The following is a 15119-nucleotide window of genomic DNA, read 5'->3' as shown; positions in this document are numbered from 1 at the left end:
CATAGATACAAACAGCCAATTGCCGCAGGTCCACCGGAAGGAAAGCCAATGCCAGAGTTACCCGAAGTAGAGACCGTGATGCGCGGACTGGCCCCTGCGATGCAGGGTGCGGTGATTGCACAGGCAGATGTGAACCGGCCCAACCTACGCTGGCCCTTTCCCGTGGATATGGCAGAGCGCCTGACGGGTCAGACCGTTCTGCAACTGCGCCGCCGGTCCAAGTATATTCTGGCGGACCTCAGTTCGGGGGAATCACTACTGATCCACCTGGGTATGTCAGGGCGGATGCTGGTGTCAGGTGATCCTCTGGGACAATTTGTGCAGGAACATCCGATAGCGGAAAAACACGATCACGTGGTATTTCATATGGCCAATGGTGCGCGGATTACCTTCAACGATCCGCGCCGTTTCGGGGCGATGGATTTGCTGGATACCGCAACAGCGGCGCAGCACAAATTACTGGCAGTGCTGGGGCCGGAGCCATTGGGCAATGACTTTCACGAGGCGCATTTGATTGCCGCGTTCAAGGGGCGCAACACACCGGTGAAATCCGCGCTGCTGGATCAGCGGATCATCGCGGGTCTGGGAAATATCTATGTCTGTGAAGCACTTTACCGCGCCGGCATTCATCCCGCACGCAAGGCCGGCAAGTTGTCCCGCCCCCGCGTGGCGGCACTTGTGCCAATCATCCGCGAGGTTCTGGGGCAGGCGATTGAGGCAGGGGGATCATCGCTTAAGGACTTTCGTCAGGCGGATGGGGAACTGGGCTATTTCCAGCACAGTTTTGACGTTTATGGGCGCGAGGGGGACCCTTGCCGGACCCCGGAATGTACGCAGGTGATCAAACGGATCGTTCAATCGGGACGTTCATCTTTCTACTGTAGTCAATGCCAAAGATAGCTTGAAACGATGCGAACCCGTGGTATGCACGAACGCCAGTGCGTAACAATAAAAGAGCATTCTTGATGGCTTATGAAACGATCACGTTAGATGTCGACAATCATGTGGCCCTTGTCACGCTGAACCGTCCTGACGCGCTAAATGCGCTGAATGATGTGTTGATGGGCGAACTGGCTGATGCCTTGAAAGGCTGCCAGGAAAACGAGAAAGTCCGTTGCATCGTGATCACCGGGTCGGAAAAGGCCTTTGCTGCCGGTGCCGATATTGCGATGATGAAGGACAAGTCTTTTGTAGAGGTCTTTGCCGGCGATCTGTTCACACCGGAGACAGACCAGATCATGCGCGTGCGTAAACCGATCATTGCTGCCGTGTCCGGTTATGCGCTGGGCGGTGGCTGCGAACTGGCGATGATGTGTGACTTTATCATCTGCTCCGAAACCGCGAAATTCGGCCAGCCAGAGATCAACCTTGGCGTTGTGGCCGGTATCGGTGGCACTCAGCGTCTGACCCGTCTGGTGGGCAAGTCCAAAGCGATGGACATGAACCTGACCGGCCGCTTTATGGATGCCGCCGAGGCAGAGCGTTCCGGCCTTGTCTCGCGCGTGGTACCCGTGAAAAAACTGATGGAAGAGGCGCTGGGCGCTGCGGGCAAAATCGCCGAAAAATCCATGATGTCGGTGATGGTTGTCAAAGAAGCGGTGAACCGCGCCTATGAGGTGCCATTGCGCGAAGGCCTGCTGTTTGAACGCCGGATGTTCCATTCGCTGTTTGCAACCGAAGACCAGAAGGAAGGCATGAGCGCGTTTATCGAAAAGCGCGAGGCGCAGTTCCGGGATAAGTGATCAAGGAGCGGATGGCCGCACTGCAAAGCAGAACGCGGTCATAAGCCAAACCCTTGATCTGACCTGAGCGCACAGCGGTTTCCATCTGGATCGTGAAACTCCGCGGTTGTGCCCCAAGAATGCTCCATAACCTTTACAGTGACGCCCTTAGCGCGAAGCGCGTCACTGGTGACTTTAACATCTTCAACGTTAAAGCGGAATTTGACCGGTGACATTTCGATGGGCTTCGGACCATCATATGCGACACCATCATTTTCGACCATCAGATAGGTATCCCCAAGGCTAAAAGTGGTCAGCCGCTCTTCTGGCCGGTCGATCCTGTACAAGAGATCCAGTTCAAGCACGTCCCGGTAAAAAGCCACACAGTCGTTATAGTTCTGTGTGAAAAGAATAATTCCGGCCATTGTGTATCGCATTTTCCATCCTTCCCTGTCGTGAGCAAGCGAACATCACGCGCTCCGTTGCTGACGCTACAAGCTGAAGCATGGTTTAGCTCAAGCAGAATTTTTGGTGATTTGGTGTTTCTCTGCAGACGCAAGGCGGCCAACTGCGCAGCACACCTTTACAACCTCCCCCCAACCCCGCTATAGCCGCCCGATACATGCGCGTGCAGCCCGCTCAGGCTAGAATCACCTTCCCCGATGGGGAACCGTTTCAAACGGTCAGGGTTTGGCGTCACGCGTCGAAATTTTGAATATGACCCAAAGGTAGATCCGCATGGCCAATACACCACAAGCCAAAAAACGCGCCCGTCAGAACGAAAAGCGCTTCCAGATCAACAAAGCACGCCGCTCGCGCATCCGCACGTATCTGCGCAAGGTTGAAGAAGCTATCGAATCTGGCGTGAAAGAAGACGCAGTTGCCGCACTTAAGGCGGCCCAGCCAGAGCTGATGCGCGGCGTGACAAAAGGGGTGTATCATAAGAACACCGCTTCGCGGAAAATGTCCCGTTTGGCGGCACGCGTTAAAGCGATCGCATAAGAATCATGATTCTCACACTGTGAGGATTAGCTAATATACTGATAAAAAAGGCGTCGGCATCCGGCGCCTTTTTCTTTGAAAAAATGGTCTCGAAAAATGCCGAGAGATTCTTTTCGGCAATTCACGAGTCAAGTTTGAAGATGTGTTGAAGCGCCCCCTGAACAATTGCTACCACAATAAGGCGATTCACATCGCAGGGGGACAGGCTTTGGAAAAAGGTGCAAGTTGCCGCGCATCTTAAAAGCCCAAAGGACGATACAGGCCACTGGGTCTAGGTAGCCGAAATGCAGATGCGGTTATGCGTATCTGACCTGTCACATAATAAATAGGCGGGGATCTCGTCTGACGGATGTCATCCGAATGGGTGTCATTATGTCGGCGGGTCATCCTGCAATGTGTCTATCGGACGCAAGTCGGTTACTTGGTTGTAGCCGAACCGGTTGATGCGTGCCGGTCGAAGATGAGTTGGTAGGTGCCGGAACTTTCCGGTGTTGGGATACAGGGACAGAATGTACAAGATGACGCAGGACCAATGGAGCAATATCAGGCAGCGCCTGTTGAAGACCGTCGGACAAAACAGCTTTACCACATGGATCGCGCCCATGGTTCCGGGCGATATTAAGGACGGCATCATCACTTTGAATGTGCCGACCAACTTCTTTGGCAATTACGTCAGCCAGAATTTTTCAGACCTGATTCTGCACGAGATCAACGCAGAGGGCATTGATGTATCGCGGCTGAATTTTGCGATTTCCGCGAAGCCTGCCGCCGCTGTCGAAACCACCCCGGCACAGGCCAAACACACCACTGCGGCAACAAAGCCCGCAGTGGCCACGCCCGAAAGCGTCACCACCACCGCCCCGCTTGATCCACGTTTCAGCTTTGACAACTTTGTTGTTGGTAAGCCAAACGAACTGGCCCATGCCGCCGCGCGCCGTGTTGCCGAAGGCGGACCTGTCACATTTAACCCGCTGTTCCTTTATGGTGGTGTTGGCCTTGGCAAAACCCACCTGATGCATGCGATTGCCCGCGAATTGCAGCAGCGCCAGCCAGAGATGTCTGTACTGTATCTGTCAGCGGAACAATTCATGTACCGTTTCGTGCAGGCGCTGCGCGATCGCAAGATGATGGATTTCAAAGAGCTGTTCCGTTCTGTCGACGTGCTGATGGTGGATGATGTACAGTTCATCGCCGGCAAGGACAGCACACAGGAAGAGTTCTTTCACACTTTCAACGCGCTGGTGGATCAGAACAAGCAGATCATCATTTCCGCGGACCGCGCCCCGACAGACATCAAGGACCTTGAAGAACGTGTGCAATCGCGCCTGCAATGCGGGTTGGTGGTTGATTTGCACCCAACAGACTACGAATTGCGCCTTGGGATTTTGCAAAGCAAGCTGGAAGTGCAGCAGAAAACCTATCCCGGTCTGGATGTTGAAAACGGGGTGCTCGAGTTTCTGGCTCACCGGATCACGTCAAACGTGCGTGTCCTGGAAGGGGCACTGACGCGGCTGTTTGCCTTTGGGTCGTTGGTCGGCCGCGAGATCAATATGGAGCTGACCCAGGATTGTCTGGCTGATGTGCTGCGTTCCAGCGAACGCAAGATCACGGTAGAGGAAATCCAGCGCAAGGTATCCGAGCATTACAATATTCGCCTCAGCGATATGATCGGACCGAAACGTCTGCGCAGCTATGCGCGCCCCCGTCAGGTGGCAATGTATCTGTCCAAACAACTGACCAGCCGGTCCTTGCCTGAAATCGGGCGGCGTTTTGGCGGGCGGGACCATACAACGGTGATGCATGGTGTGCGCCGGATCGAAGAGCTGAAGCAGTCCGACAGCCAGATTGCAGAAGACCTTGAATTGCTGGGCCGCGCCCTGAAATCATAGACAGGTCTGCAACGACTTATCTGTTTTAACGGGGGGCTCTTTGCCCCCTCTTGCATTTGCATTCACAAAAGCCCAAAAGTCTTGCGAAAGACGGGGAACCGGGTAGTCTGCCTTTCCCGGCAGTCATTGGGAGACGGCACATGAAATTCAGCATCGAACGCGCGGCATTGCTTAAGGCCGTCAGTCAGGCCCAGTCTGTTGTGGAGCGGCGCAATACCATTCCGATCCTCGCCAACGTTCTGATCGAGGCGGAAGGCAGCGATGTATCATTCCGCGCCACCGATCTGGATATTGAAGTGGTCGACAAAGTGGGCGCACAGGTTGAACGCGCCGGGGCCACCACCGTTTCTGCCACCTTGCTGCATGAGATCGTGCGCAAACTGCCCGATGGTGCCTTGATCAACCTGACTGCGGATAGTGCCGCCGGCCGGATGACGGTTGAGGCAGGTCGGTCTAACTTCTCGCTCGCCACCTTGCCGCGCGAGGATTTTCCGGTGATGGCGACTTCTGAATATGCCTCAAACTTCAGCGTGGCGGCCCCCGTGCTGCGCCGCCTGTTCGACAAGTCCAAATTCGCCATCTCTACCGAGGAAACACGGTATTACCTAAACGGCGTTTACATGCATATCTCTGATGCGGATGGCGGCAAGGTGCTGCGCTGTGTGGCAACGGATGGTCACCGTCTGGCACGGATTGATGCGGATCTGCCAGAGGGCGCGTCTGACATGCCTGGCGTGATCGTGCCGCGCAAAACCGTGGGCGAGCTGCGCAAGCTGCTGGAAGATGACGACATGAAGATCGCAGTCTCCGTTTCCGAAACCAAGGTGCGTTTTGCCACGCCCGAAATTACCCTGACGTCCAAGGTTATTGACGGTACCTTCCCCGACTATACCCGCGTTATCCCGCAGGGAAACACGCGGAAGATGGAAGTCGATGCCTCTGATTTTGCCAAGGCGGTGGACCGTGTGGCAACTGTCAGCTCCGAACGTTCGCGGGCGGTAAAGCTGCAATTGGATGAGGACCGGCTGGTCCTGTCAGTCAATGCGCCCGATAGCGGTGCCGCCGAGGAAGAACTGGTTGTGGCCTATGGTGACGAGCGGCTTGAGATCGGATTTAACGCAAAATATCTGCTGGAGATTGCCAGCCAGGTGGACCGCGAGAACGCCGTGTTCCTGTTCAACTCATCTGGCGATCCAACCTTGATGCGCGAAGGCAATGACATGTCGGCCGTTTATGTCGTCATGCCGATGCGTGTGTGAGGGGCGCGGAAACTTTCAAAGTTTCCAACCGTTTTCCTTGACTGAAAACGGGGCCGCAGATGGGTAACCTGCACCTCTCCCAGCTGACGCTATCACATTTCCGCTCGCATAAGCGTGCCATGATCGACTGTGACGCGCGCCCGGTTGCCATCTACGGGCCTAATGGCGCGGGCAAGACCAACATCCTTGAAGCTGTGTCGCTCCTGTCTCCCGGACGCGGGCTGCGCCGCTCCAGTGCGCAAGACATGACACGTCGCCCCGAGGCGCTGGGGTGGAAGGTTACCGGCCTTCTGCACGCCCTGAACAATCTCCATGAACTCGAAATCTGGTCGGAGGCAGGGGCTGCGCGCCAGACCCGTATCGACGGCAAGGCCGCGCCGCAAACCTCACTGGGGCGGATCGGGCGGGTGTTGTGGCTGATCCCTGCAATGGACCGTTTGTGGATCGAAGGCGCAGAGGGCCGTCGCCGGTTTCTTGACCGTATGACCCTTAGCTTTTTGCCGGATCATGCTGAACATTCTCTCTCCTATGAAAAAGCCATGCGTGAGCGCAACCGGCTGCTCAAGGATATGGTGCGCGAACCCGCGTGGTACGCCGCGCTGGAACTGCGCATGGCCGAAGCAGGTGCCGCCATCCACGCAGGCCGGCTGAACGCGCTGGAGGCGATCAGGGCGGCGCAAGAGCAGGCCGAAACCGCCTTTCCCACCGCGACGCTCACCCTGCAATGCGACATGCCTGCCGCCCCGCAGGATCTGCGCGAGGCACTGGCCGCAAACCGGACCCGTGATCTGGCGGCGGGGCGTACCCTGATCGGGCCGCATCGCGCCGATCTGCAAGGTATCTATGCCGCCAAGGATATCCCCGCCAGGGATTGCTCCACAGGCGAGCAGAAAGCCCTGTTGGTGTCGCTGATCCTTGCCAATGCCCGTGCGCTGGCCGCCGACCTTGGTGCCCCGCCGCTTTTGCTGTTGGACGAGGTCGCGGCACATCTTGATGCCAACCGTCAGGCCGCGCTTTACGACGAGATTTGCGCGCTTGGGGCGCAGGCCTGGATGACCGGCACAGGCCCCGAAATGTTCGCCGCTTTGGGGGATCGCGCACAGGTTCTGGAAGTGACTGAAGAACAAGGTGCCTCGACCGTCCGACAGGTCTGATCGCTGCCGACAATCACCCACAAAATCTTGTGCCATTCGCGTGACAATCCCTTGGGAAACCACTATAAATCGGACAACAAAAAGAGGTTTTTCCGCATGTCCGAGCAAGAGCAAGCACCAGAAGAATACGGTGCCGATTCTATTAAAGTTCTCAAAGGGTTAGAAGCTGTTCGCAAGCGCCCCGGCATGTACATCGGGGACACTGACGACGGCTCTGGTCTGCACCATATGGTCTATGAGGTCGTGGACAACGGCATTGATGAGGCATTGGCCGGTCACGCGGATGCGGTAAACGTCACAATTCACGACGATCTCTCTGTTTCGGTTAGTGATAACGGGCGCGGTATTCCCGTGGGTATCCACGAGGAAGAAGGCGTTTCCGCCGCTGAAGTTATCATGACGCAGCTGCATGCGGGCGGCAAATTCGACAGCAATTCCTATAAGGTGTCCGGTGGTCTGCACGGTGTGGGTGTATCCGTTGTAAACGCCCTCTCCGACTGGCTGGAGCTGCGCATCTGGCGCGATGGCAAGGAACATGTGGCACGCTTTGAGGGCGGCTTCACCACAGAGCACCTCAAGGTTGTCGGCCCCACAGATCGCAAGGGCACTGAAGTCCGCTTTATGGCGTCGACGGATACGTTTTCAAACCTCGAATATTCCTTCGAAACGCTGGAAAAGCGCCTGCGCGAACTGGCGTTTCTGAACTCCGGTGTGCGGATCATCCTGACCGACGAACGCCCCGCGGAACCCCTGCGCACAGAGCTGTTTTACGAAGGTGGCGTAAAGGAATTTGTGAAATACCTTGATCGCAACAAAACCTCTGTCATGCCCGAACCGATCTTTGTCACCGGCGAACGCGACGACATCGGTGTCGAAGTGGCAATGTGGTGGAATGACAGCTATCACGAAAACGTTCTGCCCTTCACCAACAACATCCCGCAGCGCGATGGCGGCACCCATATGGCGGGTTTTCGCGGCGCACTGACCCGGACCATCAACAATTATGCCCAGTCCTCTGGCATCGCCAAAAAGGAAAAGGTCACCTTCACCGGGGATGACGCCCGTGAGGGTCTGACCTGTGTGCTGAGCGTCAAGGTGCCGGACCCCAAGTTCAGCTCGCAAACCAAGGACAAGCTGGTCTCTTCCGAAGTCCGCCCCGCGGTTGAGGGGCTGGTTAACGAAAAGCTGGCCGAATGGTTCGAGGAAAACCCCAACGAGGCCCGCGTTGTCGTCGGCAAGATTATCGAAGCCGCCCATGCCCGCGAGGCGGCCCGCAAGGCGCGTGATCTGACGCGGCGCAAGACGGCAATGGATGTGAATTTCCTTGCTGGCAAGCTCAAGGATTGCTCCGAAAAAGACCCCTCCAAAACCGAAGTCTTCCTGGTGGAGGGGGACTCTGCTGGTGGTTCCGCACAAACCGGCCGTGACCGTCAAACACAGGCGATCCTGCCGCTGAAAGGTAAGATCCTCAACGTCGAACGCGCGCGGTTCGACCGGATGCTTGGTAGTCAGGAAATCGGCAACCTTGTGATGGCGCTTGGCACCGGCATCGGGCGCGACGAATTCAACATCGAAAAACTGCGCTACCACAAGATCGTCATCATGACGGACGCGGACGTAGACGGGGCGCATATTCGAACATTGCTGCTGACCTTCTTCTTCCGCCAGATGCCGCAGCTGATCGAACAGGGGTACCTCTATATCGCCCAGCCGCCGCTTTACAAAGTGTCGCGCGGCAAATCCGAAGTGTACCTGAAAGATCAGGCTGAAATGGACGAATACCTGATCACCCAAGGTACCGAAGGTGCCATGCTGCGCCAGGGCAATGGCGAGGAAATCACCGGGGCTGATCTGGCCCGTGTGGTCGATAATGCCCGCCAGCTGCGCCGCGTTCTGGAAGCCTTTCCAACGCATTACCCGCGCCACATTCTGGAACAGGCCGCCATTGCCGGTGCCTTCGTCCCCGGCGCAGTAGAGGCGGATTTGCAAGGCGTGGCCGACAAGGTTGCCAAACGTCTGAACCTGATCGCGCTGGAATACGAACAGGGCTGGCAGGGCCGTATCACGCAAGATCACGGCATCAAACTTGCCCGCATCCTGCGCGGCGTCGAAGAAGTGCGCACGCTGGATGGCAAAATGCTGCGCTCTGGTGAGGCCCGCAAATCCGGCACCTTCACGGAGCATCTACAGGACGTTTACGAATTACCTGCCACCCTGCTGCGCAAAGATCGCGCACAGGTTATCAATGGCCCGATGGACCTGTTGGATGCCATTTTGGCGGAAGGTGAAAAAGGCCTGTCCTTGCAGCGCTACAAAGGCTTGGGTGAAATGAACCCTGACCAGCTTTGGGAAACCACGCTGGACCCGGACGCGCGCACATTGCTGCAGGTCAAGGTCGAAGACATGGCAGATGCGGATGACCTGTTCACCAAACTGATGGGGGATGTGGTTGAACCACGCCGCGAATTCATCCAGCAGAATGCGCTGAACGTCGAAAACCTCGACTTCTGATCCCAAATGGCAAACACGGGGGCAGTGCAATCCCGCGCCGCCCCCGTGCTTCATCTTGCCAATAGATTCAATTCCACAGCATCTGTCCGGCGCAAACGTCCGCGTTCAACGGGTTATTTCAATCCGTTGCGCGCAATATAGCGGGCCAGATCAAGGATAAGCTGCCCTCGGGCCTGTGCGATCGCATTGGGGCCACCTTTCGGGTCAAAGGCCACAGTCAGGGCAAATAACCCCGACCGCTCGCGCCGCCCATCCGCGACAGCCACAAAATACTGGCCCGAAGTTTCGAACGTGCCACTGCTTGTCGCCACCAGTTCCGAAAACCTGATTTCCAGACGCGCATCAGGGAATTCCTCAAACGGCCATGGCTCTGACGCGACACGCCGGTTGGTTAGCCGCGCAAGGTTCTGGCTGAGTTCAAGCGCGATGGCACGGTCCGGCGCATCCGCCCAAAGTACATCCGAAGAGCTGGTCAGTGTACCGTCCGCGCCACGAATGGAAATCTCGTCTGACGCGGCATAGCTGGGCAAGGATACATCCTTGACCTCAACCGACGAAAACCCAATGCGCAAGGTATCCCCGATCACTGGCGGGCTGACGGCAAACCGTTCCGCCGATCCGCAGGCGGCAAGCAAGGACAGTAGGAAGAGGGAAATCAAACGGGCAGCAAAAGTCATATCTATCTTCCAAGCAAAAGCGAGTTGGGATTACGTTCGATGGTACGAGCCAAAGACGCAAGGGCGTCAGCAGCTTTTTGGATGTCACGCATCGTGGTTTGTGCCTCGCGGCTCAGCTGGTCACCCTTGTTATAGCCGTCGATGGTACGTCCCGCCCGGTTAAACAGCGCTGTCAGGCGTTCGACAATTTTGGGCAAATCCTTGGCCGATACCGCAACGCTGTCCGCGGCATTGCGGGCCGAGACCAGCGTCTGGTTCACATTCTCAATCGCCCCGCCTTCGCGCAGCTCCTGAAGCGTATAATTCACCTCGTCCAGCGCACGCTTCAATGACCCCGGCAGGGCTTTGGCGTCCTCCGCACCAACAACTGCCTCGGCAGCTTTGGCCAATCCAGTCAACTCGTCAATCAAGGCGTCTACCTCAAGCGATTCCGCTTTCGCCACTACGGCTTCGATCTGCGTAATCAGTGCCGGCACCCCTGCAACAGAGTCTTCCACGGTCTTCGCCGCACCAAGGGCGGAATCCAGCACCTGAGAGATCTTGGTGGTGATCCGCTCCTGTTCAAGCTGTGTCACCAACTCTTCAACCCGCATGAGAGTCGCATTCAGCGTGACAGGAATGTTCTGCACATCCTCAGAGGCGACCAGCCCCTGTACTTCACCCAGCAATAAACGCCCCTCGCTGAGGGTCACGTTTACCTCATCCAGCGTCTGTTTCACGGCACCGGGCAGGGCCTGCACACCCTCGCTGTCCACCATCGCTTCGGCGGTTCGTACCAAGGATGTCACTTCGCTGACCAGCTCGTTCAGCTCCAGTGTTTCAACCTTTGCGGCAACAGCTTCGATTTGCGACAGCAGCGCGGGCACACCTGCAACAGAGGTTTCCACAACACTGACCGCGCTGGCGGCAGAGGTCAGAACTTCGGCCAGTTTTGTGGCCACGCGCTCTTTCTCCAGCTCGGTCACCAGCGCCTCGACACGGGTCAGGGTCGCATTCAGGCTGACAGGAATGTTGCGCACATCGTCAGAGGCAACCAGATCCTGCACTTCGCCCAGCAACGCGCGCAGATCACCCGGCGTGGCGCGAATGTCTTCGCTCGACACCAGCCGTTCTGCGGAGTCCATAAAGGTGATGGCGGAATTCAACAGTTCTTCAATCGGCAGGTTGTTGATGCGGGTAAACACCCCCTCAACCGTTGCAGAAGCGTCAGAGGTTTCGTTCTGCGTCGTCGGCAGCACCGGCAAATCGCCAACCTCGCCCACCAGCCGCGCGGGCGGGCTGTCCTCGACCATCACAAGTTCTACCTTCAATCCACCGGTCAGCAGGCTGGCAGAGGCAAGCCGCGCCCGCAGCCCGGCAACCACACGGTTTTGCAGGAATGCCAAAGCTGCCTCTCCGGTGACTTCATCAGGCAGGCCAAGGCGCGCAGGCTGGATCGAAAGCACCACATTCAAACGGACCCGACTGTCCCCGAACTGGTCATAGTTGACGATGCCCGAAAGCGATTCAACCTCACCGATTTTCAGACCGCTCAGCTCCACAGGAGCGCCAACAGTCAAACCAGAGATGTTCTCGTCAAAGATTACGCTGACGCCCAGCGGTTCAACCTCCGAGGAATTGAAAACAGAATTTCGTGCAGTTTCGCGATCCGGGAAAACCTCAAACACTGTGCCATCCGACACCCGTCCCCCACCGGACACGAACGTATCAAATGTAATGCCGCCGCCGATCAACGTCGCAAGCGAAGAGAAATCAATCTCGGCACCTGCTGTGCCAATGCTGACACTGAAACCGGATGCATCCCAAAAACGGGTGGATTGGTTGATCAACGACCGATGATCTTCAAAAATCAACGCCTCTACAATTGCGAAATTGCCGCGTGGCGAGATGCGGGCGCGGCCAATGCGCCCCACTTCGATCCCCTTGTAAAGGATCGGCGCGTTATCGGTCAGCTGGCTGTTGGCGACAGTGCGAAAGGCAATCTCAAGCCCGCCTTGACCGGGCCGAATCAAAGGTGCTTCTGAGGCCCCCGTGAATGACTCCGGTGCCGGGCCCAGCTGATCATCCCATGACCCTTCAATGTAGACACCGCTTAACACAGTGCTAAGGCCCGTGATCCCGCGCGCCGATACTTCCGGCTGCACGATCCAGAACACCGCACCGTTGTCGATGAACGGGGCGACGGCCTTATCCACCCGCACATGCGCCTGGACACGGTTCAGACCACTGGAAAAGCTGACCTTTTCGACAACGCCAACTGTCACATCACGGTATCGCAATTCGGTCTCGCCGGATTTGATACCGGCGCCGGTTTCGAACTCGATCGTGATAATCGGCCCGCGGTCATTATAGGATTGCCAGGCCACAAACAGAGCCACGAACAAAGCTGCAATCGGAATGATCCATACAACCGATGCCCCGCTAAAAAACGCTTTGCGGGCGGGCGACACCGATACTTCTGGCAAGTCGTCATTCATCGTGTTTCGGGTCCTCATTTTTGGCCTGAACATCCCAGATCATGCGGGAATCGAAAGCCTGAGCAGACAGCATGGTGAAGATGACCGACAAAGCAAAGAAAATGGCCGCCGGACCGGGATTAATAGACGCCAGTGTCTTGAGTTGCACCAGCGCAGACAGGATCGCAACCACAAAGATATCGATCATCGACCAACGCCCGATGTATTCAACCACCTCATACAACATCTGGCGACGGTGATTGGACACTCTGGTGGGGGCCTTAACGCTGATCGCGAGATAGGCAACAGCCCAGAACTTTGCCAGCGGGATTACAACCGAAGCGAACAGGATAATCGCCGCAATGCCATAGCTGCCATAATGCGCCAGTTCGACCGCACCTGAAATGATCGTGCTTTCATCAACCTGAAACAGCGTCTGCGTGCGCAGCATCGGATATACATTGGCCGGGATATAGCAAATCGCCCCCACAACCCAAAACGCCCAGACTCTTTGCAGGCTGAGCGGATCACGGGATTGCAGCTTGTGCCCGCAGCGCCCGCAGACAGCTGTGTCCATCGGCCACGCCTTGGTGCAGCGGCGACAGGCGACAATGCCCAAACTGCGTGCGCTCACGAATTCTTCGGATGTTCCAGACGATACCATACTGACCATTTACACATAAAACTGTCTTGCGCGATCACAAGTACAACGAGAATTCCAAACATCCAGAACGCCGGGCCAAAACCCACCGTTGCCAGATCGGCCACTTTGACCAAGGCCACCGCACAGCCAATTGCGAAAATTTCTGCCATCGACCATGGGCGCAGCGCCTCTGACATACGAAACGCGCGGATCGCATGGCGTGCCGCCGGGCGGTCCAGAACCACGGGGATCAACACATAGAGCGTCAGCAACACCCGCGCGAGCGGCACAAAAATGATCAGCGCTGCCGTTGCCAGCGACAACACAATCATCGGCCCACCGGAGAATGCCAGGGCCGCATCAAGGATCGACACGGCATTCTTATTTCCCGCCGCATCAATTGTCAGAAAAGGAAACACTGCCGCCCCGACGATCAGGAACAGCACCGCGAAAGCCACGGCGATGATGTGCAGCCCCGCATTGCGGCGCGGCGCGATCAGCACCTTGTGGCACCGCTGGCATACCGCCCTTTCGCCGTTTTCGGGTTTTTTCATCCGATAGGCCGCGTCGCATTGTGGACAGACAATCAAGTCATCCAGAAAGGTCGTGGGATCAGAGGCGGCAAAATCCTTCATCGCGTTAAGATATAGGATTTATACGCCGTGCAACACCTTAATTTGCAGTTGGCTTAAGGGGTCGGAAACGAGGGGCGGGAGCCGCCTGCAACACCCCCTCCCGGTGAATCAATGTTTCACGCTGCGCCATATGGGGATGGCCCGCAGCCTCTGAAAAACTCAGTACCGGCGTCACGCAGGCATCAGTTCCAGCAAAGATCTGCGCCCAGTCATCACGACTGCGTGAGGCAAAAACGGTTGCGAATTCTGCCGTGCGGGCAGGCCAGTTGGATCTGTCATTCTGGTCCTTCACATATGCGGCGGGCAGCCCCAGTTTTTCCAGCAGGATGGCAAAAAACTGCGGTTCCAGCGCCCCGACTGCGACAAACCCACCATCAGCGCAGGCATAACACCGGTAGAATGGTGCCGCACCGTCCAGCCAGTTTGATGCCCTGTCCTCTGTCCAGCTACCCTGTGCCAACATGGTATGGATCAACCCCATCATCGCGGGCACACCATCCACCATCGCGGCATCCACCACCTGCCCCTTGCCGGTAACACCCCGTTCAATCACTGCCGACAGGATGCCAAAGATCAGGAACATCGTGCCACCGCCATAATCCGCCACAAGGTTCAGCGGCGGCACCGGCGGTGCATCCCCGGTTCCCATGGCATGCAGCGCGCCGGTCAGCCCCAGATAGTTGATGTCATGCCCTGCAACATGCGCCCATGGTCCCGCCTGACCCCAGCCGGTCATGCGTGCATAGATCAAATTGCCGGGGCAGGCTTCCGGCCCCAGCCCCAGCCGCTCCATCACGCCGGGCCTGAAGCCTTCGATCAACACATCACTTTTGGCAACCAGATCCCGCGCCGCAGCAATGCCAGCGTCCGACTTCAGATCCAGCACCACAGACTGCTTGCCCCGCCGGTTAATATCGGTCGGGTCCTGCGCAACCGGTTTGCGATCAACGGTTGTCACCTCTGCCCCCAGATCAGCCAGCAATTGCCCTGCCAAAGGTGCCGGGCCAAGGCCGGAAAATTCGACGATCTTCAAGGATGCCAATGGACCTTTGTTCATATCTGTTCCTTTACCGTGGTTCCCAACCACCCTATCCGAACACCAAGCGCTTGCGAAAGCTGCCAATCCGGTCACACTGTCCAGATGACCGATGCGACAATACGTTAGGAACGAT

The 15119-nt window shown here is 57.0% G+C and carries 13 protein-coding genes; 7 read left to right on the top strand and 6 right to left on the bottom strand.

Annotated elements, in window-relative coordinates:
* Positions 1-48: 48 nt before the first annotated feature.
* Positions 49-900, top strand: a complete 852-nt coding sequence (gene mutM, locus QQL78_RS16085) for a bifunctional DNA-formamidopyrimidine glycosylase/DNA-(apurinic or apyrimidinic site) lyase (protein WP_284374826.1) — start codon at positions 49-51, stop codon at positions 898-900.
* Positions 901-965: 65 nt separating this feature from the next.
* Positions 966-1742, top strand: a complete 777-nt coding sequence (locus QQL78_RS16080) for an enoyl-CoA hydratase (protein ID WP_284374825.1) — start codon at positions 966-968, stop codon at positions 1740-1742.
* 38 nt (positions 1743-1780) lie between these two features.
* Here QQL78_RS16080 and QQL78_RS16075 read toward each other — a convergent pair whose 3' ends face one another.
* On the bottom strand, positions 1781-2158 hold the full coding sequence (locus tag QQL78_RS16075) for a VOC family protein (protein WP_284374824.1): 378 nt from the start codon (positions 2156-2158) through the stop codon (positions 1781-1783).
* A gap of 301 nt (positions 2159-2459) precedes the next feature.
* Between QQL78_RS16075 and rpsT the strand changes: the two genes are divergently transcribed.
* The 5 genes from rpsT (at position 2460) to gyrB (ending at position 9536) form a co-directional block, all read left to right on the top strand.
* Positions 2460-2723, top strand: coding sequence for a 30S ribosomal protein S20 (gene rpsT / locus QQL78_RS16070; protein WP_284374823.1), 264 nt, complete (start codon positions 2460-2462; stop codon positions 2721-2723).
* A gap of 518 nt (positions 2724-3241) precedes the next feature.
* Positions 3242-4612: a chromosomal replication initiator protein DnaA gene (gene dnaA, locus QQL78_RS16065; protein WP_284375621.1), complete on the top strand. Its 1371-nt coding sequence runs from the start codon at positions 3242-3244 to the stop codon at positions 4610-4612.
* Positions 4613-4752: 140 nt separating this feature from the next.
* A complete protein-coding gene (gene dnaN, locus QQL78_RS16060) occupies positions 4753-5871 on the top strand; it encodes a DNA polymerase III subunit beta (RefSeq protein WP_284374822.1) in 1119 nt (372 codons plus the stop codon).
* A 59-nt stretch (positions 5872-5930) separates the two neighbouring features.
* On the top strand, positions 5931-7025 hold the full coding sequence (recF, locus tag QQL78_RS16055; RefSeq protein ID WP_284374821.1) for a DNA replication/repair protein RecF: 1095 nt from the start codon (positions 5931-5933) through the stop codon (positions 7023-7025).
* Positions 7026-7121: 96 nt separating this feature from the next.
* Positions 7122-9536: a DNA topoisomerase (ATP-hydrolyzing) subunit B gene (gene gyrB / locus QQL78_RS16050; RefSeq protein WP_284374820.1), complete on the top strand. Its 2415-nt coding sequence runs from the start codon at positions 7122-7124 to the stop codon at positions 9534-9536.
* A gap of 113 nt (positions 9537-9649) precedes the next feature.
* Here gyrB and QQL78_RS16045 read toward each other — a convergent pair whose 3' ends face one another.
* The 5 genes from QQL78_RS16045 to QQL78_RS16025 are packed head-to-tail and all read right to left on the bottom strand — an operon-like array spanning position 9650 to position 15004.
* Positions 9650-10213, bottom strand: coding sequence for a PqiC family protein (locus QQL78_RS16045; RefSeq protein WP_284374819.1), 564 nt, complete (start codon positions 10211-10213; stop codon positions 9650-9652).
* Between the two features lie 2 nt (positions 10214-10215).
* Complete coding sequence (locus QQL78_RS16040) at positions 10216-12690, bottom strand: PqiB family protein (protein WP_284374818.1); 2475 nt, start codon at positions 12688-12690, stop codon at positions 10216-10218.
* Positions 12683-13246 (bottom strand): paraquat-inducible protein A, encoded by a 564-nt coding sequence (locus QQL78_RS16035; RefSeq protein WP_284374817.1) that lies wholly within the window; start codon positions 13244-13246, stop codon positions 12683-12685. The genes QQL78_RS16040 and QQL78_RS16035 overlap by 8 nt, the downstream gene beginning before the upstream one ends.
* Positions 13247-13299: 53 nt before the next feature.
* Positions 13300-13947: a paraquat-inducible protein A gene (locus QQL78_RS16030; protein WP_284374816.1), complete on the bottom strand. Its 648-nt coding sequence runs from the start codon at positions 13945-13947 to the stop codon at positions 13300-13302.
* Positions 13948-13984: 37 nt separating this feature from the next.
* Positions 13985-15004, bottom strand: a complete 1020-nt coding sequence (locus QQL78_RS16025) for a CaiB/BaiF CoA transferase family protein (protein ID WP_284374815.1) — start codon at positions 15002-15004, stop codon at positions 13985-13987.
* Between the last annotated feature and the right edge of the window lie 115 nt (positions 15005-15119).

It is taken from the genome of Sulfitobacter pacificus (assembly GCF_030159975.1).
GTDB classification, from domain to species: Bacteria; Pseudomonadota; Alphaproteobacteria; order Rhodobacterales; family Rhodobacteraceae; genus Sulfitobacter; species Sulfitobacter pacificus.
This window is presented reverse-complemented; position numbering and strand designations above follow the sequence as displayed.

Bases quoted from the DNA above. Each gene is read 5' to 3' on its own strand.
- dnaN (WP_284374822.1), top strand. From the start codon at position 4,753: ATGAAATTCAGCATCGAACGCGCGGCATTGCTTAAGGCCGTCAGTCAG.
- rpsT (WP_284374823.1), top strand. From the start codon at position 2,460: ATGGCCAATACACCACAAGCCAAAAAACGCGCCCGTCAGAACGAAAAG.
- mutM (WP_284374826.1), top strand. From the start codon at position 49: ATGCCAGAGTTACCCGAAGTAGAGACCGTGATGCGCGGACTGGCCCCT.
- QQL78_RS16040 (WP_284374818.1), bottom strand. From the start codon at position 12,690: ATGAATGACGACTTGCCAGAAGTATCGGTGTCGCCCGCCCGCAAAGCG.
- QQL78_RS16045 (WP_284374819.1), bottom strand. From the start codon at position 10,213: ATGACTTTTGCTGCCCGTTTGATTTCCCTCTTCCTACTGTCCTTGCTT.
- QQL78_RS16080 (WP_284374825.1), top strand. From the start codon at position 966: ATGGCTTATGAAACGATCACGTTAGATGTCGACAATCATGTGGCCCTT.
- QQL78_RS16030 (WP_284374816.1), bottom strand. From the start codon at position 13,947: ATGAAGGATTTTGCCGCCTCTGATCCCACGACCTTTCTGGATGACTTG.
- QQL78_RS16025 (WP_284374815.1), bottom strand. From the start codon at position 15,004: ATGAACAAAGGTCCATTGGCATCCTTGAAGATCGTCGAATTTTCCGGC.
- recF (WP_284374821.1), top strand. From the start codon at position 5,931: ATGGGTAACCTGCACCTCTCCCAGCTGACGCTATCACATTTCCGCTCG.
- QQL78_RS16075 (WP_284374824.1), bottom strand. From the start codon at position 2,158: ATGCGATACACAATGGCCGGAATTATTCTTTTCACACAGAACTATAAC.
- dnaA (WP_284375621.1), top strand. From the start codon at position 3,242: ATGACGCAGGACCAATGGAGCAATATCAGGCAGCGCCTGTTGAAGACC.
- gyrB (WP_284374820.1), top strand. From the start codon at position 7,122: ATGTCCGAGCAAGAGCAAGCACCAGAAGAATACGGTGCCGATTCTATT.
- QQL78_RS16035 (WP_284374817.1), bottom strand. From the start codon at position 13,246: ATGGACACAGCTGTCTGCGGGCGCTGCGGGCACAAGCTGCAATCCCGT.